This is a genomic window from Bacillus sp. 220_BSPC (assembly GCF_001054655.1).
Classification (GTDB): domain Bacteria; phylum Bacillota; class Bacilli; order Bacillales; family DSM-1321; genus Peribacillus; species Peribacillus frigoritolerans.
The window spans coordinates 1-23,209 of the sequence record NZ_JVPL01000107.1 but is presented as its reverse complement, the minus strand read 5'-3'; the positions used below and the strand labels follow the sequence as shown (position 1 = coordinate 23,209).

The following is a 23,209-nucleotide window of genomic DNA, read 5'->3' as shown; positions in this document are numbered from 1 at the left end:
GAATGAAAGGATGAAAAAACGTGTTGCCCCAGGCAGCACGTTTTTCCTTTTCCAAAATGTGTTTATGAATGCTGTTCCACTCCCTTAGGTTCGCCCTCAGGTTGTTGTTTTGCAAATTCATATTCACCGATTTTCTTGAATTTCATATAACGCTGGTTGATAAGATCATCACTATTCAATGGCAACAGTTCATTGAATGAACGTTTCAGGATTTCCTTGATGGCTTCTGCCTGTAAATTCGAATCCCGATGGGCGCCGCCCCTCACTTCAGGAATGATCTCATCGATGACTCCTAAGCGGTTTAAGTCGGGAGCCGTGATTTTCATCGTTTCCGCAGCCCTCTTAGCCTGAGAGGCATCCTTCCACAGCAAGGCTGCAGCCCCTTCAGGGGAAATCACGGAATATGTTGAGTTCTCAAGCATGAAAATTCGATCTCCGACGCCAAGTGCCAATGCACCGCCGCTTCCGCCTTCACCTATGACAATACTGATGACCGGCACCTTCAGCCCTGCCATTTCGAAAAGGTTTTTCGCAATGGCTTCACTTTGCCCGCGCTCTTCAGCAGCTTTACCAGGGAAAGCTCCCTTCGTATCAATGAAACAAATAATCGGCCTGTTGAATTTTTCAGCCTGTTTCATCAGACGCAAAGCTTTTCGATAGCCTTCAGGATGAGGCATGCCGAAGTTACGACGGATGTTTTCCTTCGTATCCTTCCCGCGTTGATGACCGATGACAGTCACGGCAAGTCCATTAAATTCTGCGATTCCAGAAACAATCGCTTCATCATCCCCATAATAACGATCACCATGAAACTCGATGAAGTCATTGAATAACAGCGGAATGTAATCAAGCGTCGTCGGACGGGCTGGATGCCGGGCAATCTGAACTCGATCCCACGGTTTAAGATGGTTGTAGATATCCACTTCCAGCTTCTCTAAACGCTTTTCCAATGTTTCGATTTCTGCTGTAAGGTCTACATCAGCATCCTTCGAAATTGTCTTTAGCTCTTTAATTTTATTTCTCAGGTCCGTAATGGGACGCTCGAACTCTAATTCGTAAATCATAACCACTCACCGCCCGGGGCATGGATTTTAAGGATCGTCGTCAAGGTTTCCTTCATTTCCGTACGTTTGACGACCGCATCCAATTGACCGTGCTTCAACAAGAATTCAGCCGTTTGGAAATCTTCAGGAAGCTCTTCACGAATCGTCTGCTCAATGATTCTTCGTCCCGCAAATCCAATAAGGGCTCCAGGTTCGGCTAAATTAATATCGCCAAGTGACGCGAAACTTGCCGAAACCCCGCCTGTGGTAGGATGGGTCATCATTGATATGATCAGTCCGCCTTCATTGCTGAATATCTTGAGTGCTGCACTTGTCTTTGCCATCTGCATCAAGCTCAAAACACCCTCCTGCATCCGGGCGCCGCCTGATGCCGTAAATATGATGAACGGAATCTTCAATTCACCAGCACGTTCAATGGCACGGGTAATTTTTTCGCCAACAACGGATCCCATGCTTCCCATCCGGAAATTCGAATCCATGATGGCAGTTGAAACTTGGTACCCATTGATGCTTCCGACTCCTGTGACAACCGCCTCATTAATCTTGGCTTTCTTTCTATCTTTTTCCAATTTTTCCAAGTAATCCGGAAAATCAAGCGGGTTAACGGAAATCATTTCTTTATCAAATTCATTAAAAGTGCCTTCGTCGAATAAAAATTCGATGCGCTCATGGGAAGACATCGGATGATGGTACCCGCAATGCAGACAGACTTTCTTATTTTTCACCAATTCTTTTGTATACATGATTTTTTTACAGCCGGTGCACTTTGTCATGATTCCTTCTGGTACATCTTGTTTCTCCCGATCAAAAGGAACCGTTGCATATTTCTTCTTAGACTTCGCAAATAGCTCTTTAAGCAAGCTTAATCCTCCCTTTACCACCAATTATCTATTTTATGATACTTGGTACAAACTATATCAGAAATAAAATTAGTATCGTGTAAAAAGGTGTCATTCGCCCTTCGACATATTTCTAATTCTAATAAGATACGTTTCGATGGCTTTTTCTTCATCACGTTCGAGCAAATATGTAAGAAGTGCCAGATAATCTTCTTTTTTCACATTACCCTGTACCATCTCTGATGTTCTAGCATAGCTGTTGACAATGCGCCAAATTCTTTCCAGCAATCGATTGCGATTCATAATGGCAATTCTTAAAAAGAAATCATCATCATGAAACTTATCCGCTTTGACCCAGGCCATTAATCTTTTGATATCCTCAGCCGTAGCGAAAAAAGCGACGATCCGCAAACAGTCAATTTCAATCAGCCTTTTCGTCTCAGCCAAATCTTCTTGTACTTTTTTATCTTGCAAAAAAAAGGTTCCCAGAAGCTCGACTAGCTTATGCTCCTGGAAATCCCTAATAAACGTCCCTTCACCACGCCTTGTTTCTATTAAACCTAATAGCTCTAAGGCACGCAATGCTTCACGGACAGAGGAACGCCCAACATTAAAACGATCCGATAACTCCCGTTCTGATGGGATTTTATCTCCCGGCAGGAGGCTGTCCGCTTCAATCATGCTACGTAGGCTCTCAACGACATCGAGATAAATTTTGGATGAAGAAGTACGACCTGCCAAATTAATTATTCCTCACTTTTTCCAATGATCGCTAATTTCTTTGTTTTTTCTTTAATTACCTCTGGATCTACATTGATTCTAGCTACTCCAGTTTCCATCGCTGCCTTGGCAACAGCAGCCGCAACGGCAGGTGCCACCCTCTCATCAAATGGAGCAGGGATCACGTAGTCTTCGTTCAACTCATGCTCCTGTATTAATCCAGCAATGGCTTTTACTGCAGCGACCTTCATTTTTTCATTGATATGAGTCGCACGTACATCCAAGGCACCACGGAAAATCCCTGGGAAAGCAAGGACGTTATTGACCTGATTCGGGAAATCCGAACGGCCAGTTCCAACAACCTTGGCACCCGCTGCTTTTGCATCTTCCGGCATGATTTCCGGATCTGGATTAGCCATCGCGAAAATGATCGCATCCCGATTCATCGAAGAAACCATTTCTTTTGTCAATGCACCTGCGGCAGAAACACCTATAAATACATCAGCGTTTTCAATGACAGATTCCAAAGGTCCTGAAACCTTATTTCGATTGGTCACTTTCGCCACTTGTTCTTTTGTATCATTCATACCTGTCGAACGGCCCTCATAAATGGCACCCTTCGTATCACACATGATGATGTCGCGAACTCCATAGCTATAAAGCAATTTAATGATGGCAATGCCCGCAGCGCCTGCGCCATTCGCTACCACTTTAATTTCTGACATTGATTTATTCACCAGTCGTAACGCGTTCACAAGACCGGCAACAGTAACAATGGCTGTACCGTGCTGATCATCATGGAAAACAGGAATATTCATTTCTTTCTTGAGTCGTTCTTCAATTTCAAAACAATTTGGTGCGGCTATGTCTTCTAAGTTCACTCCACCGAAAGTCGGTTCGAGTAATTTAACGGTCTCTACAATTTTGTCCACATCCGTCGTTTTTAAACAAATCGGGAAAGCGTCCACTCCGGCGAAACTTTTAAATAAAACGGCTTTTCCTTCCATGACCGGCATAGCAGCTTCCGGACCGATGTTTCCAAGTCCCAAAACAGCCGTTCCATCAGAAATGACGGCAACAGTATTCCCCTTCATTGTATAGTCATAAACGGTTTCCGGCTTATCGTAAATATCTTTACACGGTTCTGCGACACCAGGAGAATAAGCCAGGCTCAAATCTACTGCGTTCCTAACCGGCACTTTCGAAACTGTTTCTAATTTTCCTTGATTCAAGCGGTGCATATGTAACGCTTCTTCTCTTAATGTCATAGTTTCACTCCTAAAACAAATTGGGTAACCCATTATCTTATATGCTGAAATCTAGTGGTCAGACCACAGCGGCCTGTTTTCAATATAACATAACTATTAAAGTTGTAAAACAGTTATTCTTTCTTGTAAACCACATTCCCTTTTCCCACCAAGTCAAATAATGCCTGCATCAATCTATCTGTAGGATTGACCCAATCCCAATAAGATAGCTGTACATAGCGGTTTTCCCTCTCGTAAAAAAGCATGACCTTGGTTTCACCGCTATGCTGCATTAAAATTTTTTTTATTTTTTGCAGTGTATCCTTCGTTTGCTTGCCAGCCTCAATTTTCAGGAATATCGTTCCGTTTTTTTCCTCTTTCATCTGCTTCACTTTTTCAAGCGGGTACACGTTCCGGATCAGGAGCTGGGTTTTTCCATCCCGCTCTTCCAATGTCCCTTGCAGCATAACGAGTTGTCCATGATTCAAGTCGGCAGAGTGGTTTTTATAAACATTTGGAAAAACGACCGCTTCAATATCCCCCTCTTCATCACTGACGCTCAAGAAAGCCATCACATCGCCCTTTTTTGTCCTTATGGTTTTAACCGAGGTGATGTAAGCGCCAAGTAAGACTTTCGATTCCTTTTTATTAATAGCTTCATCTATTGTCAAACAGCCGAAGTGCTGAAAAAGTTCTCTGTAGCTTGTCACAGGATGATTCGATAGATAAAGCCCCAATGCGCTTTTTTCCAAAGAGAGTTTGTCCTCGATTGGGATAGGATCGACCCGGTGGTATTTCGGTTTGAGTGAAAACTCGCCATCCGAAAACATATCGAATAGGTCATCATCCGGATTAACCAATTCCGTATGATTGATCGCTACGTCCAAGCTCGCCAACAATGTTGCCCGGTCTTCACCGAATTCATCAAATGCACCTGAATGGACAAGCGCTTCCAACACTTTTCTATTTACGATTTTCCCCGAAACGCGCAAACAGAAATCGAATAAATCAGCGAACTTCTTCTGACGCCTCGCAGCAAAGATATCTTTTAGGACCGTCCCGCCTATCCCTTTTATGGCTCCAAGGCTATAACGGATCCCTTCCTTTTCCGGTAAAAACGGGTAACCGCTCCGGTTAATCGAGGGGGGCAGAATCGCTATCCCTTTCTTCTTTGCTTCTCGGATATATTGCGAAATCTTTTCATCATTCCCGACAACCGATGTCAAAAGTGCTGCCATGAAATATTCCGGATGGTGGGTTTTCAAGTAACCCAGCTGATAAGCGATGAAACTATACGCCACCGCATGACTTCGGTTGAATCCATAGTTAGCGAAGCGGACAATCAAGGAATAAATCTCATCTGCCGTTTTTTCGGAGTATCCTTGTTTCAATGCGCCGCTCACGAAATGCTGCCGCTCTTGATCCAGAACATCCTTCTTCTTCTTCGAAACGGCACGTCGGAGCAGGTCAGCCTCCCCTAATGAAAACCCTGCTAAGCGGGAGGCGATTTGCATGATTTGTTCTTGATAAACGATGACCCCGTATGTAGGCTCGAGGATATCCTTCAAATCCTCGTGCAGGTAATCAATCGGAGCAAGTCCATGCTTTCGCTCGATGAACAGCGGTATATTTTCCATCGGACCTGGACGATATAGGGCATTGACCGCGACGATATCCTCGAATCGGTTCGGTTTCAGCTTGATCAAAACCTTTCGGATGCCATCCGATTCAAATTGGAACACTCCGGTTGTTTCGCCTCTGCCTAAAAGGGCCAGCGTCTCAGGGTCATCCATCGGAATATGGGACAAGTCGAGCTTTTTCCCCGTTCCCTTTTTAATGTTATTTATAATATTATCGATGAGCGTTAAATTGCGGAGTCCAAGAAAATCCATTTTTAGAAGTCCCAGTTCTTCGAGAAGGTCCATTGGATATTGAGTCAGGTGGATACCGTCATGCCCTCCCTGAATCGGGATATGTTCGGTCAGTGCCTGGTCACTGATGACGACGCCGGCGGCATGTGTCGAAGCATGGCGAGGCAGCCCTTCAAGCAATAACGCGGTTTGAAATAGTTTTTGATTCAGGTCACTCTCATTAACGAATTCCCTAAGCCTTTTAGATTCCTTGAAAGCCTCGGGAAGCGTGATGCCCAGACGGCCTGGAATCATTTTCGATACCGCTTCCTGTTCCTTTGAATTCAGGCCGAAAACACGTCCTGTGTCCCTTAACGCAGCCTTGGCAGCCAATGTTCCGAATGTAATGATCTGTGCTACATGAAGTTCCCCGTACTTCTTCGCGACATAGGCAATCACTTCTTCACGGCGGTTATCCGGAAAGTCAATGTCGATATCCGGCATCGAGACACGTTCCGGATTCAGGAAACGCTCGAATAGCAAGGAATGTTCGATTGGATCGACATCCGTGATCGACAGCACATAAGCGACCATCGACCCTGCGGCCGACCCCCTTCCTGGACCAGTCAGGATTTGATGGTCCTTAGCGAATTTCATGAAGTCCCAAACGATTAAAAAGTAATCGCTGAATTTCATCTTGGTGATGATATCCAATTCATATCGCAGGCGCTCTTCATATTGAATGGATGGTTCCGGCACTCTTTTCTTCAGCCCTTGGAAGCAGATGGCTTCGAGCATTTCCTCGGCTGTGGCTCCATCCTCAGTAGGGTACTTAGGCAGAAGTGAACGATGAAATGGAATGTCCAGATTGCATTGCGCGGCAATATGCAGTGTATTTTCGAGTGCATCCGGCCTGTCATGGAATAGTTCTGCCATCTGAGCACGGCTTTTCAAATAAAATTGATCGGAATCAAGAACCGTATGCGTCTCATCCGCAAGCTTGTCGCCATTTCCGATTGCCAATAAGACTTCATGAGCGAGTGCATCGCTTTCGTTCAAATAATAGACTGGATTCGTCGCGACAATCTTTATCTCTAAATCTCTCGCCAACTGACTTATGGCTTCGTTACCTTTTTCCTCATCCGCAATCGACAGTCTCTGTATGGATACATAAAAGTTATCATGACCAAAAATTTGCAGAAATCGCCCTGCTGCCTGTTTGGCTTCTTCAGGGTTTTCTTCTCTCAATAGCGTTTCTATTTGCCCCTCTGCACCTGGTGTGATTGCAATCAAGCCCCCGGAATAGGCTTTAAGCCAATTCATTGGAATGCCTGACGGGGATTTCGTTTTTATGGCACTGCTTATTTTAAGCAGGTTTTGATATCCTTGCAGACTCTTTGCCAATAAAAGAAGTCCATGTGGAGATTCCCGTTCATCAAGGACATCCGCAAGTATGCCGATGATCGGCTTAATGCCCTGCTTCTTGCATTCTTTATAAAAATAGACCGAACCGTACATAACATTTCGATCGGTTAAGGCAAGACTTGTACAGCCATCCGCTTTCGCTTTGGCCACAAGTTCAGTGATCTTCACCGTACTTGTCAGCAGGCTGTATCCGCTCTGAATATGGAGATGAGTATACACGTTTTTTTCTCCCACCTTTGTAAGGCATGTTTCTTTTCATTATAGTGTTTATTTCAAAAAAAGAAAATATGTTCTCATTACCAATGCAATTTAACTTCCTGATTTCCGGCGACTATCATAATACCTCTGAATATCCCATATAAATGGAATAGAAGAATATCAAGCAAAAAAGGATGATGATATATGAATGAAGCCTTTGTTCCAGCCTTCCTCAACAGCTTTTTCATATCGCTTGGCGTATTGCTTGGCGGCTCGATAATCGGGGGCCTCGCCGCTTTTTTTACAGGACAAGCCCCGATGACGACTGTATTCAGGCTGTCGGACAGCCTTCGTATTTGGGCGATTGTCGCTGCGATCGGGGGAACCTTTGATATGGTCTATAATTTTGAACGCGGTATTTTCCACGGGGAAACGAAGGATATAGTCAAGCAGGTCCTATTGATACTATCTGCACTTGGAGGGGCACAGACAGGAGCACTGATCATCAACTGGTTCACGCAGGAGCATATTTCACCATGAGGATTCCTCCCTATCACCGGACTCCTACCTGGCAGCGTTTTTTTGCCGGGGCCGCACTTGGCGGATTGATCAGCTGGGTGATTTTCTTTTATATGCATGGTGTCCAGCAGGAGAAGCAGATCCGGACCCTTCACGAACAAAGAGAAGAGATCAAGGATTTAAATGGGGAAATCGCAATTTGGGAGCAGGATTATAAAAAATTGAACGAGAAAAACGAGGAGATCCTGACGATTCAGGAAGTGGAAGTTACCATCACGAATGAAAAATACAGTCTGGATCGGCTGAGTATTGCTGAAGCCGAGGATGTGATTGAGGACGACCTATCCTCTCTTCTCGCCAAAGATGTCGCCAGTGTCTATGACGGAAAGGTGCTGTTGAAAAAATCGATAGAAAATAAGATCGTGACCATCAATAAAAAGCGCTATCAACTTGAAGTCGTTGAAATCATGTTTTATACGAAAATGAATATAGAAATCAAACTAAAAAGGACTACTTCTTAAGGATGGGTGAATATCCACCGAATTTAAAAGACCAAATCATTTGTGATTTGGTCTTTAAGTTTTTATCATTCCGCTTTATTCAACTCTTCCATGTCGGCAAGGATATTATCCACTTCATCCCAAGAATAGATCGAAGCCCCTGCTGCAAACGGGTGGCCTCCGCCGTTATATTTACGGGCAATCGTATTGATGATCGGTCCTTTAGAACGGAAACGGACCCTGATTTCTTGATCCTCTTCAATGAAAAAGATCCATGACTTAACATTTTTAATCGAACCTAGCGAGGAAACGAGCTGCGATGCCTCAGATGTAGAAGCATTGAATTTTTCAAGTATATCTTTCGTGATGATCATTTTCCCCGTTCCATATGGAAGGATTTCAAAATGCTGCAGCACATATCCATTCAACCGGACTATGCTTTCCTCGACGTCATACATCTCCTGATATAACAGAGGGCGGGAGAACGAATAGTGAATCAATTCACTGGCATAGGCAAATGTCTTTTCAGTCGTGCTTTGGAATAGGAAACGTCCTGTATCGCCAACAATGCCTGCATATAGAAGGCGTGCCGCTTCATCACTCATCTTCAAGCCTTGTTCTTTACCGAACTGGTAAAACTCGTAAATCATTTCACTTGTGGAACTTGCCGATGTATCGACCCAACGCATATCCCCATATGGATCTTCATTAGGATGATGATCGATCTTAATCAGTTTATCCCCCGTCGTGTAACGTGCATCACAAATCCGGTCCGTATTTGCGGTATCACAAACGATGACCAAGGCACCTTGATATGTTTCATCCGAAATCACATCGAGCCTTCTTAAATAATTCAATGACGGTTCCTCTTTCCCGACCGTATAAATTCGCTTTTCGGGGAAAGATGCTTTCAGGATTTCCGCCAATCCCCCCTGTGATCCATAAGCGTCCGGATCTGGACGGACATGACGATGGAGAATGATAGTATCATAACGCTTTATATCTGCTAATATTTCAGCTTTCATATTGATCTCCCCTTAACATATGTATTATCGAGCCTTATAAAGATGATATATTTCATTTAATCAAAAAATTGCGGAAATAGGAAGACTCATCTTGTTTACTGTGGCATTCTCTTTCATTTCCCGCTACAATAAAAAGGTACATATGTTAAATTGGGGGAATTTCAAACGATGCCTATTCTTGTCACCTTGATCGTTCTTTCACTAGGGGTCTATCTGTTTTATAAAATCAAATCGGTCCGAACCAGAATGCCGATGGAGAAAAAGTGGATTTCAGGGAAGTCTTCCATTGCCCTCGGTGCGTTTGTCGCACTATTCGGAATCAATCAGCTTTTTCTATTCCACACGACCATCACTTATATCATTGCCGCCGTTTTCATCTTCGTTGGCTTATTCAGTATTTGGGGCGGCTATAAAATGTATAAATTTTATTTGCCGCATGCAATCGAAGAAGCTGCAAATCAAAAAGGATAATCGAATTTCGATTATCCTTTTTATTTTTCATGATCGGTCCAGCAATTGACAAGTCAACATCGCCTTGCCGACAAGTTTGCCTTGGTTAAACACCTCGACATCTACTTTTCCGAATTTACGTCCTACATCAAGGACACGCGGATGGATTTCAAGTGTACTGTCGATCTGGACTGGCTTGATGAAGTAGATCGTCATGTTTTCCACGACCAAGTCACCGCGCTTATAGCTTCTAAGTGCACGATTTGCCGAGTCGGTGACCAATGTCGTGAACACACCGCTTGAAATGGTACCAAGGTAATTGGTCATCTGCGGGGTGACGCCATAGTTATACACTTCCTCGCCCTTGCCGCGATTCGAAGTCATCACAAGCTGGCTGGTGATCGTATCGTCGATCGTTTCGCCGACCTGTGGCTGCCTTTGACTCATTTGCAATGCCTTCAGCACATCCTGCCTGCTCACGATACCCTTTAGGATATGACTGTCATTCACGACCGGGATTAACTCGATCCCTTCCCAAACCATCATATGTGCAGAAGATGCCACACTCATTTTATCGCCTACGGTCATCGGGTTTTTCGTCATCACCTTATCGATGAGAGTCATCTCTTCCTGTCCGATGATATCTTTTGATGTGACCATTCCTTGAACCTTCATATTGTCATCGACAACAGGGAAACGGCTATGCCCCGATTCCTGATTCAGTTCATGCCAGGTCTGAACCCGGTCACCCACTGTCAAAAAGGTCGTTTCCTGTACGGGTGTCAAAATATCCTCCACCAGCAAGATTTCCTTTTTGATCAATTGGTCATAAATCGCCCGATTGATCATCGTTGCGACGGTAAACGTATCGTAACTCGTTGAGATGACAGGCATCTCCAATTCATCGGCTAACCTTTTAACAGGCTCTTCAGTATCGAATCCCCCGGTGATCAGCACCGCTGCACCCGCTTTTAACGCGTGCTCATGGGCCTGTGTACGGTTCCCGACGATCAGCAGGTTTCCTGCCCCTGTATATCTCATCATGGCATCCAGCTTCATCGCCCCGATGACGAATTTATTTAATGTCTTATGAAGTCCCGTTTTCCCTCCAAGAACTTGTCCGTCAACAATATTGACTACCTCTGCAAAAGTGAGCTTTTCAATATTCTCTTTTTTCTTTTTCTCAATGCGGATCGTGCCTACCCGCTCAATCGAGCTCACGTAGCCCTGGTTCTCCGCCTCTTTAATTGCCCGGTATGCCGTACCTTCACTAACATTCAATGCTTTCGCTATTTGACGGACGGAAATCTTTTCGCCGACAGGGAGCCCATCGATATGTTTCAATATTTGTTCATGCTTTGTAGCCAAGCGCTTCACCCTTTTCACGGTATTCCTATTCTCCATTATAAGGTCAAAGAGCCCAGTTTATCAAACAACTACTAGTATTGGCGCAACCTTTTGTATTCCGGCTGTCGTTTTACCTTTTGTTTCTTAGGAGAATATAGTATGCCCGTCAAGTTTCCTGCTACCGCCAACAATGCAAACAACAGCCAGGATCCAGCAAACAGACCCTCCAGACCGCCACTTTCCAACGACAAGCGCGGCACGGCATAATACAGCATCACACCGCATAAAAGCAAACACAGTAATAACCTCTGTTTCATCCAATCCCCCCTTTTTTTCATCTATTCATTTTATGCCTGTGAAAGGAAAAAAGACTTGGCTGCTGAGCGAGAGTTTACTTTCAGATAGATTCACTTTGTATGGATTCTTTTTTCATAAAAGAGGAGTGAATTTACTCGATATACAAAAGGAGGGATTAGTTTTTGTCAAACATATCAATTCAATAATAGTTGCTTTGAGCGCCCTAACTATAGATGGATGTTCCGAAGCAGGTACTAAAGTGGCAGTCAATGGAGAGGAAAATGATTCTAAACAGACAGATAATAAAGAAGTGTCAGAAATAAAAATGAAGTTTAGAAAAGAAACTCACTGTACGGGGTAGTTTGCAAGGAAAACAGGAAGCAGTAGTATTGTAAAACACCAATCATCACTTGGTCCACAGCGGTGCAGACAAACGCACCAACAACCACGACTTTCCCATGCATTAGATTTGGAAACTGGACGCTATCTCGATAATGAGATATACGGAAGTGTATATGTAAAATAATGAACTTGACTTATTTTCCTAAAGTACTCCTTTTCTAATAAAAAACAAAAAGTCTTTAGTAAAGGCGGATATAAATTATTAAGTCTTAATGGAGAAAGAAAAAGTCAACTTACAAACCTTCCAAAACTGAGGGCAATTGGGTTTCTCTCTTAGTTTTAATGCAGAGTTGATTGGAACGGAAGGTGCGAGACTCCTGCGGGGATGCGAGTCCAAGGGAGACCCCGCAGGCGCATAAGCGCCAAGGAGGCTCCCGGACCGCCCGCGGAAAGCGAGTGCCTGCAGTGGAAAGAAACGGTCAAATATTACAAACCTAAAAAAAACTGTCGACACACTCCATTATCATCGAACTTATCTATAGTCTGATGGAAGCACCTGCAGGCTCCCGCTCCTTTTAAAAGTCTATTTCATCCCCGGCTTCCATGATCAGTCCATTTTCCTCTTCAAGCAAGTCGAGGAATTTTTCAGGATCCTGTTTGATGACAGGGAAAGTATTGTAATGAATCGGCACGACTTGTTTGGCTTGAAGGAATTTCGCTGCAAGTGCTGCATCTTCCGGGCCCATGGTGTAATTGTCGCCGATAGGCAAGAATGCCAAGTCAATCGGATGTCGTTCCCCGATCAGTTTCATATCGGAAAATACCGCTGTATCCCCTGCATGATAGATCGTTTTCCCTTCTATCGTAAGCAATATTCCAGCAGGCATTCCTAAATAAATGATTTGCCCCTCTCCATTATTGAATCCCGTTCCATGGAAAGCTGGCGTCAGTTTCACTTTTCCAAAGTCGAACTCGAAAGCTCCGCCGATGCTCATCCCGTGGGTCCTGACCCCTTGATCACCCAGGTAGTCGGCAATCTCTGCAATGCCGATGACAAGCGCATCATGCCTTTTGGCCAATTCAACCGTATCACCGACGTGGTCATTATGGCCATGTGTTAAGATGATCACATCCGGTTTCACATCTTCCACCTTCAAATCGGTCAATTCGTTTCCAGTAATGAATGGATCGATTAAAATCGTTTTACCATTCGTTTCGACTTTTACAACTGCATGTCCATGAAAAGATACTTTCATTTTTGATGCTCCCTTCCCATACCAACAATTTTTTTATGTAGCTTTCTTAGGCCTTTCCCATTTACTATACTTTTAAATATTGCTAAGGTAATTATATCTTATTAATGGAGGTACCGTCATGAATGAACGTTTGAAAGAACTACAAACTTGGCTACAGGCGAATGAGGCTGAAGCCGCTTTACTTACATCTACAGAGAGCATCTTCTATTTGAGCGGGTTTTTTAGTGATCCTCATGAAAGACTGCTGGCACTTGCCATTTTTGCAAATGCCGAACCTTTCCTTGTCTGCCCGCAGATGGAAGTTCCGGATGCTAAACAGGCTGGATGGGATGGAGATATCATCGGTTACACCGACATTGAAAATCCTTGGGAAAAAGTTAAGCAAGCAGTCAAGGATCGCGGTTTAACCATTCATACAATGGCCATTGAAAAAGAGCATATGAATGTGGAACGTTATGAAAAGGTCCAACAACACTTCGGAGCACCGAAGCTTGTTTCCGCAGAAGAAAAACTTCAAAAGATGCGAATGATCAAATCGGAAGATGAAATGGTCAAAATCCGTGAAGCATGCCGCCTTGCCGACTTTGCGATTGAAGTGGGTGTCAGCGAAATTCATGAAGGTAAAACGGAAATGGAAATCCTTGCAGCGATTGAATACGAATTGAAAAAGGCCGGAGTGAGCCAAATGTCTTTCTCCACCATGGTCCTGACTGGTAAAAATGGCGCTTCCCCGCATGGCACACCTGGGAATACGAAGGTTCAGCGCGGCGACCTTGTCCTCTTTGACCTTGGCGTCGTTCATGAAGGGTACTGCTCTGACATTACTAGAACGGTTGCTTACGGAGATATCAATGATAAACAGGCAGAAATATATGAAACTGTACGTAGAGCACAAGAAGCTGCCGTTGCAGCCAGTAAACCTGGTGTATCCTGTTCCGAGATAGACTTGACGGCCAGAAACATCATCAGGGATAAAGGATACGGTGAATTCTTCCCGCACAGGCTCGGCCACGGACTTGGGATCAGTGTCCATGAGTATCCATCCTTGACTGAAACGAATTCCCTCGAACTTCAATCCGGAATGGTTTATACCATCGAACCTGGCATATATGTTCCAAATGTTGCAGGTGTCAGGATTGAAGATGATCTACTGATCACCGATGCCGGCTGTGAGGTTTTGACCAAATTCCCGAAGAGCCTGCAAATCATAAAGTGATAATGCATGAACCATTTAATATAACGAAATCCGAATACCCCCGCCTTCATTTAAGACGGGGGTATTTTTTCAACATATCAACTAATCGGTCCGCAGTTCATACTTCATTGCTTTATCACTGCCGTCAAACCAAATGACCAGCCATTCACTGTCTATTCTTATGATTCCCCTCTCGTCACCGAGATAATAAACAACATTATCTTCCTCTTTAAAATATTCCGTTTCTGTTGGGGACCCTAAAAACGTGAACACATCATCTTTTGTCATGCCTATCAATTCATGTTGATTGATTAAGTCATCTACCAGGTAGACTCTTCCTTTATCATCATTTAACCATCTTTCAGTGGTGAACCTTGATTCAGATTCATTTACCCCTAACAGAACCACACAAAAAACCAGAAGGGCAAAGCCAAGGCTTGATATGACTATAAATCTAATCTTGAGTTTCCTTTTATTATGCTTATTGGTATATTTCCATGAAATCCATTGAAAAAATAGTAATAGAATAAATGGAAGCAGCAGTGCTGCTATACTCATAAAACTGATTGAAGCATGTATAAAATTGATGAAGAAAATATAAATGAAATAGGTCAAAGCATACAAAAGCATAAATGAATATAAAGCATAGTTTACTATTTTTGAAACACTCAAAGAAAAAACTCCCCTCTCACACCAAAGGTTACCATTAAAAAACAAATAAGGTAAAAAGGAGAGATTTTCGTTACTGCATGATTCATTACATCATAATAAGGTTGGAATCATATTGTTTCATTTTTGATTTCCAGATTATTGGCATAAACATTCGCTGATTTGTTACAATTGAAATCAGATACATTAGGTAAATCATTGTATAATAGGAATGAAATAGAAGGAGGAGATTCACTTGAATAGTATAGATTATAAAAATATTCTTGTAGCAGTGGACGGCTCGGAAGAAGCAGAGTGGGCCTTAAAAAAGGCCATCTACTTAGCAAAACTCAGTGACGCTACCCTTGTGCTCACACACATCGTGGATACAAGGAATTTCCCTACTGTCGAAGCTTATGATATGACTATCCGTGATCACTCTGAAACCTTTGCCAATGAGCTATTGGACAAGTATAAAACGGAAGCCATTGCCTCCGGGATTACAAAGGTCCAAACAGAAGTTGCCTATGGTTCTCCTAAAGTTCAAATTCCAAGGGATTTAGCGAAAAAGCATTCGATCGATTTAATTGTCTGCGGTGCAACAGGCCTTAATGCAGTCGAACGTTTCCTTATCGGCAGCGTGTCGGAAGGCATCGTTCGCCATTCAAACTGTGATGTAATGGTCGTGCGTACGAATCAATAAGAGAAAATGATAAAAAGCTCGTTCGCCAAATTGGTGAACGAGCTTTTTCCTGTTATTCACTTACCAGTTTTTCCGCTTTTTCAATCGCCAGCAGGACTTGGGCAAAACCTGTACCGCCCGCACTGTTACGGCGTTTAACTGCCTCATAAGGATTTAATGCATCATAAATATCCTGATCAAACAACTCGGAAGCTTCCTGGAATTGTTCAATGCTCAGGTCGACTAAATAGCAGCCATTCTGGACACAGAACAATACAAGCTTCCCGACCACTTCGTGCGCCTCACGGAAAGGCATTCCCTTTGAAGCCAGGTAATCAGCTAATTCCGTCGCATTCGAGAAGTCATTTTTTGTTGCTTTTTCCATTACGTCCGTTTTCACTTTCATCGTTGAAATCATGCCGGCAAATATTTTAAGTGAACCAACAATGGTCTTAACCGTATCAAAAACGCCCTCTTTATCTTCTTGCATATCTTTGTTATAAGCAAGCGGCAGTCCTTTCAAAACAGTCAATAACCCCGTTAGGTTCCCATAAACCCGTCCTGTTTTACCACGGATCAATTCCGCCATATCAGGGTTTTTCTTTTGCGGCATGATGCTGCTTCCAGTGGAAAACGCATCATCCAATTCAATGAATTGGAATTCCTGGCTTGACCAGAGAATGATTTCTTCGCTGAAACGGGATAAATGCATCATCATTGTCGCACTGTTGCTCATGAATTCAATGGCAAAATCACGATCACTTACCGCATCAAGGCTGTTTTCGTAAATTCCCTCAAACCCCAATAGCTCCGCACTGAGGGCACGGTCAATCGGGAAAGTCGTCCCAGCTAATGCCCCAGCACCCAATGGAGAAATGTTGATTCTTTTGAAACTCTCGGTGAAGCGCTGCTTGTCACGCTCAAGCATCCAAAAATAAGCCATTAAATGGTGGGCAAACGAAATGGGCTGTGCACGCTGCAAATGTGTATAACCTGGAATCAGTGTTTCCACATTTTTCTTGGATTGTCCCAAAATCGCTATTTGCAAATCATTGATGAGTTCCAGAATCACTTTCGTTTGGTTCCGCATATACAGATGAAGGTCGGTCGCAACTTGGTCATTACGGCTTCTTCCTGTATGAAGCTTTCCGCCAACTGGACCGATTTCGCTTATTAGCATACTTTCCAGGTTGAGGTGGATATCTTCCATCTCAACCTGGAAAGTCAATTCACCCTTCTCAGCTTTTTCCTGTAAGCTTTTCAGACCCGCAATGATCTGATCCGCATCTTCTTCAGGTAAAATGCTGCATTGCTTTAACATGGTTACATGAGCTAAACTGCCTTGAATATCTTCAAGGACAAGTTCCTGGTCAAAGGAAATGGAAGCTCCAAATTCATCTACCCATTCTTCGGCAGATTTCGTAAATCTTCCTCCCCAAAGCTTGCTGCTCACACTGTCACCTTCTTGTTATTGACCATGCTGTTCACTTTCGTCGGAAGTCCCCATAGCTTAATGAATCCAACTGCTGCATCATGATCGAATTCGTCTGCTTTTGTATAGGTAGCCAATTTTTCGTCATATAGGGAGTACTCGGATTTTCTTCCTTCAACAATCGCATGACCTTTGAATAGTTTCACACGGACCGTACCCGTTACATTCACTTGTGTTTCTTTCAGGAATGCAGCCAAAGCTTTTTGAAGCGGAGAGAACCAAAGTCCCTCATAAATCAATTCAGTCATTTTCTTCTCGATCACCGGTTTGAAGTGAGCCAGTTCTTTAACAAGCGTGATATCTTCAAGTTCTTTGTGTGCAGCTATCAATGTCATCGCACCAGGAGCTTCATAGACTTCACGTGATTTGATTCCTACTAATCTATTTTCAACGTGATCGATACGTCCAACTCCGTGTTTGCCGGCAATTTGATTCAACTCGACGATCAGGTCAGCCAATTTATAGTTTTTATCATTCAATGTAACCGGCACACCTTGTTCAAAACCAATTTCAATGATATCGGCAGTATCTGGCGTACATTCAAGGCTTGTAGTCAAATCATATGCCTCTTCCGGCGGAGCTGCCCAAGGATCTTCCAGGATTCCGCATTCGTTACTTCTTCCCCAAAGGTTTTGGTCAATCGAGAACGGGCTCGCCATGCCAATCGGAACGGGAATGCCATTTTTCGCTGCATATTCAATCTCCTCTTCACGAGACCATTTCCAGTCACGAACAGGTGCAAGGACTTGCAAATTAGGGTTCAATGCGGAGATGGATACTTCGAAACGCACTTGGTCATTTCCTTTTCCCGTACAACCGTGTGCAACGGCTACCGCGTTTTCCGCTTCAGCCACTTCCACTAATTTCTTCGCAATCAGCGGACGTGATAAAGCAGATACCAATGGATATTTCCCTTCATACAAAGTATGTGCCTGAAGAGCCGTCAATGCGAATTCATCAGCGAATTCGTCCTTCGCATCAATGACATAGGAACTTACCGCACCGACAGTGATCGCTTTTTCCTTAATGAAGTCCAAATCTTTTCCTTCTCCGACATCCAAGCAGCATGCCACAACTTCGTACCCTTGATCTTGTAACCATTTAATTGCAACGGAAGTATCCAAACCTCCGGAATATGCTAAAACAACTTTTTGATTTTCCATTTCCATCGTCCTTTCGTGTGAATAAAAATTCATCGTTTGTTATTTTTATTCAATCTATGATTAGTACTTTATCATCTTTATTAATGGAATACAAGGGGTATTTTAAAGATTTCGCTAAATAATCCGCTAATATTTTCAGGGAATTTACACATTGGATGCTTCCGCGAGAATATAGTAAACTAGGAGTATGATAAATCGAAAAGCGGAGGGCATATGAGAGAACTATTTATCTATGATGAAAGGCTCGGCATCTCCATTCCCGATTTGAATCTGGAGTGGGATGAATATACAAAAGGCGAGCAGCAGCAAATACTCGTACATTGGGAGAATATCCGGGGAAGCATCCCGGACCGCATCAAGGAACTGGAATCCACGATTAACAGAAAGCAGTTTCGGCTCTCCGATGAGAGTAATTTCGCCAAATCATGCCAGCTCAATTCCGAAATTGCGGAACTTGCTTCCATCATCAATGATTTATGGCTTTGGTATCGTGCCAATCAAGCCGTGACGGAGAAGATGCATAATTAAGGCCTATTCCATGCAAAAAAAAGCCACAGTTTAAAACTGTGGCTTTTTTTTTGCATCCCTCTTATAAATCCTTGCGGAGTTCACCGACGACATGTCCCAATTCCGGAAGAATCAATTTATTCATCGCAAGCCGAACCGCCCCTGATGAACCCGGGGTGGAAAAAACCGCTTTGTTGTTCACGACTCCGGCAATCGCCCTGGAGAGAATGGCAGCTGCCCCGATATCCTCTTGATAGCTGAGCATACGGAAAATCTCACCAAAACCGGGTATTTCCTTGGTCATCAATTCTTTGACCGCCTCGATCGTTACATCCCTTTTGGCGATGCCGGTGCCCCCATTTGTTAATATGACATCAACCATACCGCTTTGGCTGCCAGAAGTGACCGCATCCTGAATCGCCTTCCGCTCATCTTTAACGATTACATATTCCGTCACTTCATGACCACTCGATTTCAATAATTCCTTCATCAGTGCCCCGCTTTTATCCGTTTCTTCATCACGCGTATCGCTGACGGTTATCACCATGCAGCGAACTGCCTCCGTGACGGCTTTTTTATGATTCTTGACACTCATTCTCCATCAGCCTTCTTCTCCAGTAAATAACGATATTGATAGAACTTCTGTGCAAATTCACTGACATTCCTGGTCATTTGATAATTGGATCCAGCCCCGATGGCCATGCTGATGAACGGTATGCCCCGAACCAGTTTTTTGCGGAAAACGGCAATGGATAATGCTTTCAACAGCTGCTTGAGCGGCTGTTCCATCCATGTAGGGTTTGTCAATTCTTCGATTCCTAAATAAAAATAGTCATCTTCTGCGGTCTGGACCTCCCGGATCAATTCTTCCCAGGCTATTCCTTGGAGCCTCTTTGGCATCGCTCCTGCATTGAATACCTTAAGGGCCAGCATCATTTCAAACGGTGTATTCACCTCGACACCATAAGACATCGCAATCAGCTGTACGATCCTGACATTGATGACGGTCATGGCCGGAATATCGCTCCCCAGCAGAAGCAGGCCTCCTGATCCGCTCATCCCTCCTTGTGCAAAAGAATATAAACGATGCTTAGCAATATGCTGATTAGCTATGTAATTCAACTGATCGATCGATAAGTGATTCAAATCACTCAACGTTTCGATTTCTTCATTAAACACGCGCGCAGATGCTAAAATCCGCTCTCTTGCATCTATTTGAACTTGTGAGCTCTGAACCATGGCATGCAAATGAAAAAGCCAGGTATCAAGCTTTTCAAAAAACTGTTGTTGGACGTTTTCCGGAAGAAGGGCAAACCCCTGCTCCAACCATTTATCATACAATGCAGCAAGATCCGTTGGCTCATATTGATAGAGTTTTTCCTGCCATTCACTAATTTCATTCCAAACTTTCATTTCCCGGTTCGTGAATTCCATGCATCAAGCCTCCTATGTACAGAATTGGTGGATTCTCCCTTAAGTATACCATAGAAGGAAGCATTTCCGAGAATAGATGATGGCGATCCGGCGTTCAATGATATGGATTGCCAGTACAAAAAATCCAAGAGAAGGCGAGAAATTCGATAGACTGCATTCACTGGAAAGACCCCCTTACCAGAGAGATAAGGAGATCATTATAAAAAAAACAGGAAGTCATGCTTTCCAGGTTTCTTTCAAAGCTATTTTCACGGTATCCCTGACAATCATGATTTCTTCATTGGTTGGGATGACCATGACTTTGACAGGGGAATAAGGTGTATTGATGAACGCTTCCTTGCCCTTGGTATGATTGAGATCCTTATCCCAATATACCCCCATGAATTCAAGTCCCTCCAAGATACGCCCTCTAATCTTTTGGCTGTTTTCACCGATGCCCGCTGTAAAAATGATGCCGTCCACACCTCCCATTTTAGCTGAATAGGAGCCTATGTACTTGTGAATCCGGTCTGCAAATACTTTAAGTGCAAGTTCAGCCCGCTCATTTCCTTTATCCGCTTCAACTTGAATATCGCGCAGGTCGCTGGAAAATCCGGAAAGGGCCAGCATGCCGCTTTTCTTATTCAGGACATCCAGCACTTCATCTGCTGTTTTTCCCGTCTTCTCCATGATATAAGGAATCAGTGCAGGGTCGATGTTCCCTGAACGCGTTCCCATGGTAACACCGGCCAAGGGAGTAAACCCCATTGATGTATCAATCGATTTGCCTCCCTTTATGGCCGTAATGCTTGCACCATTCCCTAAATGGCAGGATATCAATCGAAGCTGTTCAATTGGGCGGCCAATCATTTCGGCAGCACGCTGCGATACATATTTATGTGAAGTACCATGAAACCCATACTTCCTTATTCCGTACTTTTCATAATATTCAAGAGGTAAGCTGTATAAATAGGAACCTGCTGCCATCGTTTGATGGAAGGCGGTATCGAATACCGCAACCGCTGGCACATCATCAAGTATTCGCCTGAAGGCTTGGATCCCGGTGATATTGGCTGGATTATGAAGGGGCGCCAACTCGGAAAGCTTTTCGATTTCCTCTATTACATCCTCCGTGATCAAAACCGATTCACTGAATACCTCGCCGCCATGCACCACCCGATGCCCTACGCCATCTATCTCTTCAAAGGAGTCAATGATACGATGGTCAATGAGCTTTTTCAATAAAAGCCCTACAGCCACTTCATGATTGGGTATATCCACCGTTTCAGAAACATTTTCGCCTTCGACGCTTAAAGTGAATGCGGAATTTTTCAAGCCGATTCTTTCTACAAGACCTTTTGTAATTACTTTTTCACTAGGCATCTCAAAAAGCTGAAACTTCAATGAAGAGCTGCCCGCATTAATAGCCATGACTTTTGACATCGATCCTGCTCCTTTACTCTAAGTTAGTTCTTCCATATGCATCTCAATGAAGACGTGCAGTGTATTGTACAATCTTATCATGGCATGCGATTACAACCAAATAATAACGAAAAATTGCCAATCATCACTTTTCCAAAAAAAAATGAAAGCCAATGCCTGCGGCATCAGCTTTCATTGATTATTTTTCCTCTTTAAACCAATCATCCATCTGTTGCATGACAGACCTTGTCGCTTCGAAATCCGACAACTTCGGAAGTTGTACAAGCAATGCCTTCTTCGGAGCTTCGATACCCTCTTTTTTCTTTTGAAGAATCAGGATGCTTTTGGCAGCCGATTCATTCTTGAACATGGAAAGCGGCAGTTGCACCATCCCTTGAATATGTGTATGCTTCTTCAGGAAATCATTGAGTTTCGGAGCTTCTTCCGAGACGAACAGGTTATTCGGGACAATGAAGAATAGGTGTCCGCCATCCTTCGCGTGTTTAACACCTTGTTCAATAAACAAATGATGTGCATACGAATGTCCCTTGTCGGCCTTCAATTCATATTCAGCTGCACGCACATCATTCGGGTAATAACCAATCGGCAAATCACTGACCACAACATCTGAAGGATCGATGAAAAGCGGCTCCAAGCTGTCCTGATTGAAAAATTCCAGTGGATGTTCTTGCAGGTTGGCACCAGCATAAGCAAGCCTGATCAAGGTTTCATCAATCTCGACACCATATGAAGCGATGTTTTTATCAGTAAGTTGATTCATGATCGCAAATAGTAAGTTCCCCGTCCCAATGGCTGGATCGAGCATGACTATCTCTTTTTGGTCCTTGGTGAATTTACCGACTAAATAGCTGACGAACATGCCGACTGCATCAGGAGTCATATGATGATTCGGCTGAACGCTTTGCTGCATGCCTTTTAAAATGGCAAGCTGATACGCTTTACGGATTGCTTCCTTCTCATATTTCTCTGGTGAAAAATCTGCATAATGCTTCGCTAACCTTTTCTTCGATACTTCACTGATTTCATCCTGCAGGACTTTCCCTTGGAAGAAATTCTCGCCCGTTTCGCCCAAGGCGTCCAGATACGTACATGATAGTTCACTTTGCAATATTTGAGCTGTTTCATCAAATTCATAAAATAATTGTTCAACTGGGGTAGACTTCACTTATTAATTCCTCCTGTTTGCTTCTGTCCCTATTTTAAAGGTAAGAAGAAAGAGATACAAGCCGTACGTCCTGCTCATCATTCTTCGATTATTTAACGTACCGTTTTCCGTTTTGAAATTCCTCCTATAAGGAATCTCTCGCGCCCACTCCCTTTACAAAATTTTAAACATGAGTAAGTAAATAAGTACGACGTTGATTTCCACTTCAGGCACTCGCTTTCCGGCGGTCTGCCCTCGGCTTGCGCCTGCGGGGTCTCCCCTGGACACGCTTTTCCCGAAGGAGTCTCGTACCTTACATTCCAATCAACTTTGTTTTGAAATTTAGATAGAAAACCTTTTGTCTAACAAGTGGCTAGGACTGGTCACACCCCGAACCATGAAATGTTATTGGGGGACTTGATTTCCGTTCCAGGCACTCGCTT

At 43.6% G+C, this 23,209-nt stretch carries 23 protein-coding genes; 7 read left to right on the top strand and 16 right to left on the bottom strand.

Features of this window, described 5'->3' with window-relative positions; all coding sequences use genetic code 11:
* Positions 1 to 62 precede the first annotated feature (62 nt).
* The 5 genes from accA to dnaE form a co-directional block, all read right to left on the bottom strand.
* Positions 63 to 1,064, bottom strand: a complete 1,002-nt coding sequence (gene accA / locus ADA55_RS06975) for an acetyl-CoA carboxylase carboxyl transferase subunit alpha (protein WP_048681119.1) — start codon at positions 1,062 to 1,064, stop codon at positions 63 to 65.
* Positions 1,061 to 1,924 carry an acetyl-CoA carboxylase, carboxyltransferase subunit beta gene (gene accD, locus ADA55_RS06970; protein ID WP_048681116.1) on the bottom strand — a complete coding sequence of 288 codons (864 nt, stop codon included), beginning with the start codon at positions 1,922 to 1,924 and terminating at the stop codon, positions 1,061 to 1,063. The genes accA and accD overlap by 4 nt, the downstream gene beginning before the upstream one ends.
* Before the next feature lie 90 nt (positions 1,925 to 2,014).
* Positions 2,015 to 2,644, bottom strand: a complete 630-nt coding sequence (locus ADA55_RS06965; protein ID WP_105718762.1) for a FadR/GntR family transcriptional regulator — start codon at positions 2,642 to 2,644, stop codon at positions 2,015 to 2,017.
* A gap of 5 nt (positions 2,645 to 2,649) precedes the next feature.
* The gene (locus tag ADA55_RS06960; RefSeq protein WP_048681112.1) at positions 2,650 to 3,891 is read right to left on the bottom strand and encodes an NAD(P)-dependent malic enzyme; all 1,242 of its coding nucleotides are present in this window, start codon (positions 3,889 to 3,891) and stop codon (positions 2,650 to 2,652) included.
* Between the two features lie 113 nt (positions 3,892 to 4,004).
* A complete protein-coding gene (gene dnaE / locus ADA55_RS06955; protein ID WP_048681108.1) occupies positions 4,005 to 7,364 on the bottom strand; it encodes a DNA polymerase III subunit alpha in 3,360 nt (1,119 codons plus the stop codon).
* Positions 7,365 to 7,547: 183 nt separating this feature from the next.
* Between dnaE and ADA55_RS06950 the strand changes: the two genes are divergently transcribed.
* Together ADA55_RS06950 and ytrI are read left to right on the top strand one after the other, a co-directional pair.
* Complete coding sequence (locus tag ADA55_RS06950) at positions 7,548 to 7,883, top strand: YtrH family sporulation protein (RefSeq protein ID WP_034309135.1); 336 nt, start codon at positions 7,548 to 7,550, stop codon at positions 7,881 to 7,883.
* On the top strand, positions 7,880 to 8,383 hold the full coding sequence (gene ytrI, locus ADA55_RS06945; protein ID WP_048681104.1) for a sporulation membrane protein YtrI: 504 nt from the start codon (positions 7,880 to 7,882) through the stop codon (positions 8,381 to 8,383). The genes ADA55_RS06950 and ytrI overlap by 4 nt, the downstream gene beginning before the upstream one ends.
* 65 nt (positions 8,384 to 8,448) lie before the next feature.
* Here the strand turns inward: ytrI and ADA55_RS06940 are convergent, their stop codons facing one another.
* Positions 8,449 to 9,387 carry a DHH family phosphoesterase gene (locus tag ADA55_RS06940; protein WP_048681101.1) on the bottom strand — a complete coding sequence of 313 codons (939 nt, stop codon included), beginning with the start codon at positions 9,385 to 9,387 and terminating at the stop codon, positions 8,449 to 8,451.
* A gap of 168 nt (positions 9,388 to 9,555) precedes the next feature.
* Here ADA55_RS06940 and ADA55_RS06935 point away from each other — a divergent pair, with 168 nt between their 5' ends.
* Complete coding sequence (locus tag ADA55_RS06935) at positions 9,556 to 9,858, top strand: YtpI family protein (protein WP_034309143.1); 303 nt, start codon at positions 9,556 to 9,558, stop codon at positions 9,856 to 9,858.
* 27 nt (positions 9,859 to 9,885) lie between these two features.
* On the opposite strand, the gene ADA55_RS06930 is transcribed toward ADA55_RS06935, so the two are convergent.
* The gene (locus ADA55_RS06930) at positions 9,886 to 11,205 is read right to left on the bottom strand and encodes a DRTGG domain-containing protein (protein ID WP_034311452.1); all 1,320 of its coding nucleotides are present in this window, start codon (positions 11,203 to 11,205) and stop codon (positions 9,886 to 9,888) included.
* 71 nt (positions 11,206 to 11,276) lie between these two features.
* Positions 11,277 to 11,501, bottom strand: a complete 225-nt coding sequence (locus ADA55_RS06925) for a hypothetical protein (RefSeq protein ID WP_034309145.1) — start codon at positions 11,499 to 11,501, stop codon at positions 11,277 to 11,279.
* 125 nt (positions 11,502 to 11,626) lie between these two features.
* On the opposite strand from ADA55_RS06925, the gene ADA55_RS06920 reads away from it, so the two are divergent.
* Positions 11,627 to 11,842, top strand: coding sequence for a hypothetical protein (locus tag ADA55_RS06920; RefSeq protein ID WP_048681098.1), 216 nt, complete (start codon positions 11,627 to 11,629; stop codon positions 11,840 to 11,842).
* Between the two features lie 556 nt (positions 11,843 to 12,398).
* On the opposite strand, the gene ADA55_RS06915 is transcribed toward ADA55_RS06920, so the two are convergent.
* Positions 12,399 to 13,079 (bottom strand): metal-dependent hydrolase, encoded by a 681-nt coding sequence (locus ADA55_RS06915; RefSeq protein WP_048681095.1) that lies wholly within the window; start codon positions 13,077 to 13,079, stop codon positions 12,399 to 12,401.
* Positions 13,080 to 13,197: 118 nt separating this feature from the next.
* On the opposite strand from ADA55_RS06915, the gene ADA55_RS06910 reads away from it, so the two are divergent.
* Complete coding sequence (locus tag ADA55_RS06910; protein ID WP_048681093.1) at positions 13,198 to 14,295, top strand: M24 family metallopeptidase; 1,098 nt, start codon at positions 13,198 to 13,200, stop codon at positions 14,293 to 14,295.
* An 81-nt stretch (positions 14,296 to 14,376) separates the two neighbouring features.
* Here ADA55_RS06910 and ADA55_RS06905 read toward each other — a convergent pair whose 3' ends face one another.
* Entirely contained in the window at positions 14,377 to 14,946 is a 570-nt protein-coding gene (locus ADA55_RS06905; protein WP_048681090.1) for a hypothetical protein, read from the bottom strand.
* A gap of 241 nt (positions 14,947 to 15,187) precedes the next feature.
* Between ADA55_RS06905 and ADA55_RS06900 the strand changes: the two genes are divergently transcribed.
* The gene (locus tag ADA55_RS06900) at positions 15,188 to 15,625 is read left to right on the top strand and encodes a universal stress protein (protein WP_034311454.1); all 438 of its coding nucleotides are present in this window, start codon (positions 15,188 to 15,190) and stop codon (positions 15,623 to 15,625) included.
* A gap of 52 nt (positions 15,626 to 15,677) precedes the next feature.
* On the opposite strand, the gene argH is transcribed toward ADA55_RS06900, so the two are convergent.
* Both argH and ADA55_RS06890 read right to left on the bottom strand, forming a co-directional pair.
* A complete protein-coding gene (argH, locus tag ADA55_RS06895) occupies positions 15,678 to 17,057 on the bottom strand; it encodes an argininosuccinate lyase (protein WP_048681087.1) in 1,380 nt (459 codons plus the stop codon).
* The gene (locus tag ADA55_RS06890; protein ID WP_048681084.1) at positions 17,054 to 18,259 is read right to left on the bottom strand and encodes an argininosuccinate synthase; all 1,206 of its coding nucleotides are present in this window, start codon (positions 18,257 to 18,259) and stop codon (positions 17,054 to 17,056) included. The genes argH and ADA55_RS06890 overlap by 4 nt, the downstream gene beginning before the upstream one ends.
* A gap of 213 nt (positions 18,260 to 18,472) precedes the next feature.
* On the opposite strand from ADA55_RS06890, the gene ADA55_RS06885 reads away from it, so the two are divergent.
* Positions 18,473 to 18,787, top strand: coding sequence for a hypothetical protein (locus ADA55_RS06885; protein WP_034309161.1), 315 nt, complete (start codon positions 18,473 to 18,475; stop codon positions 18,785 to 18,787).
* 61 nt (positions 18,788 to 18,848) lie between these two features.
* On the opposite strand, the gene ADA55_RS06880 is transcribed toward ADA55_RS06885, so the two are convergent.
* The 4 genes from ADA55_RS06880 to ADA55_RS06865 all read right to left on the bottom strand — a co-directional run bounded on the left by ADA55_RS06880 (position 18,849) and on the right by ADA55_RS06865 (position 22,787).
* Positions 18,849 to 19,361 (bottom strand): MogA/MoaB family molybdenum cofactor biosynthesis protein, encoded by a 513-nt coding sequence (locus ADA55_RS06880; RefSeq protein WP_034309163.1) that lies wholly within the window; start codon positions 19,359 to 19,361, stop codon positions 18,849 to 18,851.
* Positions 19,358 to 20,200, bottom strand: coding sequence for an EcsC family protein (locus ADA55_RS06875; protein WP_048681081.1), 843 nt, complete (start codon positions 20,198 to 20,200; stop codon positions 19,358 to 19,360). Before ADA55_RS06875 ends, ADA55_RS06880 begins: the two co-directional genes overlap by 4 nt.
* Positions 20,201 to 20,416: 216 nt before the next feature.
* Positions 20,417 to 21,622: an acetate kinase gene (locus ADA55_RS06870; RefSeq protein ID WP_048681078.1), complete on the bottom strand. Its 1,206-nt coding sequence runs from the start codon at positions 21,620 to 21,622 to the stop codon at positions 20,417 to 20,419.
* 178 nt (positions 21,623 to 21,800) lie between these two features.
* The gene (locus tag ADA55_RS06865; protein ID WP_034309170.1) at positions 21,801 to 22,787 is read right to left on the bottom strand and encodes a class I SAM-dependent methyltransferase; all 987 of its coding nucleotides are present in this window, start codon (positions 22,785 to 22,787) and stop codon (positions 21,801 to 21,803) included.
* Positions 22,788 to 23,209 lie beyond the last annotated feature (422 nt).

Excerpts from the sequence above, each read along its gene's own strand:
- accA (WP_048681119.1), bottom strand. The coding sequence starts at position 1,064 with ATGATTTACGAATTAGAGTTCGAGCGTCCCATTACGGACCTGAGAAAT.
- ADA55_RS06960 (WP_048681112.1), bottom strand. The coding sequence starts at position 3,891 with ATGACATTAAGAGAAGAAGCGTTACATATGCACCGCTTGAATCAAGGA.
- ADA55_RS06950 (WP_034309135.1), top strand. The coding sequence starts at position 7,548 with ATGAATGAAGCCTTTGTTCCAGCCTTCCTCAACAGCTTTTTCATATCG.
- ytrI (WP_048681104.1), top strand. The coding sequence starts at position 7,880 with ATGAGGATTCCTCCCTATCACCGGACTCCTACCTGGCAGCGTTTTTTT.
- ADA55_RS06940 (WP_048681101.1), bottom strand. The coding sequence starts at position 9,387 with ATGAAAGCTGAAATATTAGCAGATATAAAGCGTTATGATACTATCATT.
- ADA55_RS06935 (WP_034309143.1), top strand. The coding sequence starts at position 9,556 with ATGCCTATTCTTGTCACCTTGATCGTTCTTTCACTAGGGGTCTATCTG.
- ADA55_RS06925 (WP_034309145.1), bottom strand. The coding sequence starts at position 11,501 with ATGAAACAGAGGTTATTACTGTGTTTGCTTTTATGCGGTGTGATGCTG.
- ADA55_RS06915 (WP_048681095.1), bottom strand. The coding sequence starts at position 13,079 with ATGAAAGTATCTTTTCATGGACATGCAGTTGTAAAAGTCGAAACGAAT.
- ADA55_RS06910 (WP_048681093.1), top strand. The coding sequence starts at position 13,198 with ATGAATGAACGTTTGAAAGAACTACAAACTTGGCTACAGGCGAATGAG.
- ADA55_RS06890 (WP_048681084.1), bottom strand. The coding sequence starts at position 18,259 with ATGGAAAATCAAAAAGTTGTTTTAGCATATTCCGGAGGTTTGGATACT.
- ADA55_RS06885 (WP_034309161.1), top strand. The coding sequence starts at position 18,473 with ATGAGAGAACTATTTATCTATGATGAAAGGCTCGGCATCTCCATTCCC.
- ADA55_RS06880 (WP_034309163.1), bottom strand. The coding sequence starts at position 19,361 with ATGAGTGTCAAGAATCATAAAAAAGCCGTCACGGAGGCAGTTCGCTGC.
- ADA55_RS06875 (WP_048681081.1), bottom strand. The coding sequence starts at position 20,200 with ATGGAATTCACGAACCGGGAAATGAAAGTTTGGAATGAAATTAGTGAA.
- ADA55_RS06870 (WP_048681078.1), bottom strand. The coding sequence starts at position 21,622 with ATGTCAAAAGTCATGGCTATTAATGCGGGCAGCTCTTCATTGAAGTTT.